The organism is Roseibium sp., assembly GCF_039982295.1.
Classification (GTDB): Bacteria; Pseudomonadota; Alphaproteobacteria; order Rhizobiales; family Stappiaceae; genus Roseibium.
The window spans coordinates 1-2,749 of record NZ_JBDWYP010000036.1 but is presented as its reverse complement, the minus strand read 5'-3'; the positions used below and the strand labels follow the sequence as shown (position 1 = coordinate 2,749).

General features: G+C 55.0%; 4 protein-coding genes. 3 read left to right on the top strand and 1 reads right to left on the bottom strand.

The genetic code is table 11. The features are described 5' to 3' along the window. From ABJZ52_RS06885 to ABJZ52_RS06875, 3 genes are all read left to right on the top strand, one after another. The coding region (locus ABJZ52_RS06885) for a DUF5710 domain-containing protein (RefSeq protein WP_348032737.1) at window positions 1–762 on the top strand (762 nt) is incomplete at its 5' end. A 92-nt stretch (window positions 763–854) separates the two neighbouring features. After that, the gene (locus ABJZ52_RS06880; protein WP_348127077.1) at window positions 855–1,199 is read left to right on the top strand and encodes a hypothetical protein; all 345 of its coding nucleotides are present in this window, start codon (window positions 855–857) and stop codon (window positions 1,197–1,199) included. A gap of 225 nt (window positions 1,200–1,424) precedes the next feature. Continuing rightward, window positions 1,425–1,781, top strand: a complete 357-nt coding sequence (locus ABJZ52_RS06875) for a hypothetical protein (protein WP_348032733.1) — start codon at window positions 1,425–1,427, stop codon at window positions 1,779–1,781. On the opposite strand, the gene ABJZ52_RS06870 is transcribed toward ABJZ52_RS06875, so the two are convergent. Continuing rightward, window positions 1,782–2,749, bottom strand: a 968-nt coding sequence (locus tag ABJZ52_RS06870; protein ID WP_348032731.1) for a hypothetical protein, incomplete at its 5' end; no start/stop codon positions are given.

Sequence of the window (2,749 nt, the reverse complement as noted above, 5' to 3'; positions counted from 1 at the left end):
ACTGACCTTGCCACCAAGGGCGAATGGGCTTTCGGCTCGATCCGTGATGTCGAAGAACCGGGACATTGGATTCCGAAGGTTCACGAGTTCCACAACGGAATGGTCCGAAAGTATGGGAACGAGGCTGCCAAACGCGCACTCAGGGATGCGATCCATAGAGAAGAACGGTGGCAATGCGCTTTCTTCGGTCGAGAGTTCATCGAGCCGACCGATCGCCTCTATCTTTATGTGACAGACAGGGACACTGCAAAGGAACTTGGCGCGCGATACGACAAGCGTCGCCGGCAATTCTACGTTTCAAGGGAAAGTACTGATCCGCAGAAGGTTGAACCGTATCAGGGACCCGACGCGTGGGCGGCCTGGCAAAACAAGATGTATAGCCTCAAAAGAACCTCTCGTTTGAGAGCCGAGGCGGCTTTGGAGACGTTCCCACACTTGGCACGTGATCAGCGCAGGCCGAAATGGAACATCAAATTCCTGACGTCAAAAGCAAAGCGCCTTAAGCGAAAAGGACAACTGCCGGTTTGCAAGCTCGCCCCCTTGGTTGGAGAGCAACTCTTACAACTCGATCCATCGCTTGTCGCTGATCGTGATCGCGAGTTCTCATGGCGCGTCCATCGCGAGCTTCTAGGTTGTGGTGTCGAATACAGTCTTCCATCGATCTATGACGCTTTGTTTCGGAAGAACTGCGACGGCTCTTTTGCCATCCGAGAGGGGTTAGAAAGCGCCCGCTTGGTTCTGAGGCAAATAGGCGTCAACTAAAATCTTACGAGAATCCTCGTAAGCTACCGCTCGCCTCTCTGTTGCAACAGCTGACATCCTTTCTCCATGTTCAACACACAAGGAGAATTGAGATGCCCGGAAACGAGAGAACAACATCAAAGCTTCCCCCTTTATCGGATAGAGCGCGCGATGACATCAAGCGCTTGACAGAAATCTTGGATGCCTTGGCTCCAGAGAACGCCTTCTGGCTGATTGGCGCCGTGGACACAAAAGAAGCCTCGGAGATCACCGGCGTACCTTCCGCAACATTGGTCACACTACGGTCCAAGGGTGGAGGACCACAGTTTTTCAAGCCAACTCCCCGAAGCGTGAGATACTTCCGGATGGACCTCTACCAATGGATGCTCGCGGGCGGCCTGAAGGCAAGTACATCAGACCCTGGTTTGAGCATTGATCTTAAGCGAGGCTCGCAATGATTGATCACTTCCCAAATATCGCTGGTCACGTTCCGGGAATCGGACGATCACAAGCCACTGCAATCTCCTGCACTCTCGCCCAAGATCGGTGCACTAGAACGCAGTCACCCGCATCACGCTGCTGCAATTTCCCTCAAGCTCCTGCAATCAATCGACCGTTAAACTCACCAGCTTTACAGCCGACACCGATTGACTTCGAAACCTGGCCTGAGAATGGAGGTCATCATGTCACTTGATCGCATCCGTTCAGTGAGGTTTTCCGAAGACGAGGAGAATTTGATTCTTCGCGCCATTCGCCTTTGCGGCTCAGCGGGATTTAGCACTTACTGTCGCGAAGTAACTGTCAGGAGCGCCATGGCAGTCCTAAATCCTTTGTGCCTGCCGATACTGCGCGCTCTCAGTGATTTACAGCGTGATATAAATCGCGCCATTGAGACCGCACAGCGCATCTATCTTCGGTCCGCAGACAACAACTCAGAGCATGCAAGCCAGGAACTGGACGGGGCGCTAAAGGCCATCAAGGTCATGCAGCGCGAGTTGGAGCGCACCATCCATGACCTGCTTGAGATGAAGAAGTCCTAGCTATCGCTCCCGAACTGTTCCTTGCCCACCGCGGCCAGGCTGAGACCGGATCTTTGCTGACCCCGGCCGCTGCGGTGGGACAGGAGGCGGGGCGACACGCCCTCCATCTTTCGCTTCATGCTTATGATCCAGATTCGGCCTGACCACCAATTTCGAGGTCATATAACGCCGGGCGTGATCAAGATCTGGAGCAAAGACCTTCAGGTCGGCGCCGAGCGTTTCTTTAATCGGATCGAGCACTTCATCCGGGTAAGCACGCGCCTTTGCAATCGAACAAAGCCGCAGGATACTCTTTTCGACCCGCCCTCTGTTCTTCGCCACTTCCTGCCGCCATCTGGGAACATTGACAAGGGCCTGAGCAGGCTGCAGCGGCCCTTGCTTTGATCGGCGCTTTCTTATCGGCAGAATAATCGCTTTTGCGGCTGCCTTGATCCGCCGCCGGCGAGAAGCCGATATCGGCCAGTTTTTAAGCGTCCCGAACACCCAAGGACGATTGAGGAGGTGCCAATCGGCAAGGGGTTTGGCCTGCATGCCGCGCTGGGCATCATGCCCCTCCAGGTTTTCTAGCGCGAGAGACAGATAGGCGTCCAATGCCCGTGTCGGGTGTTCGTACAAATGTGAAAGCTCTTGATGCAGGTCGAGAACCGGTTTGGGAATACGGTCATCCGGCTTATCGATCCGCTCTACCCATTGCCGAAAGTTCTTTCGAGCCCAAGACACCATCTTGCCCTTCGGCTTCCCATGTTGCTCCTGATGAATGCTCGCGCCTGTATCGTTCCACCACTTCGGGGCTCGACGCCAAAGTGGGACTGCCCCCGTGTGAAGTCGGGTCATCGACTTGTCAAAACGCAATGGTCGGGCTCCGGACAGAATGTCTTCACGCATCGCCGTCCGATCCTCGCGAAGCGTAGCGATGTAGCCCAGTCCCGCAGTTCGAAGATTAGCCGCCAGCTCGACCCGCATGGAAT

What these genes read in the sequence shown, in the direction of transcription:
- ABJZ52_RS06880 (WP_348127077.1), top strand. Translation starts at nt 855, where the DNA reads ATGCCCGGAAACGAGAGAACAACATCAAAGCTTCCCCCTTTATCGGAT.
- ABJZ52_RS06875 (WP_348032733.1), top strand. Translation starts at nt 1,425, where the DNA reads ATGTCACTTGATCGCATCCGTTCAGTGAGGTTTTCCGAAGACGAGGAG.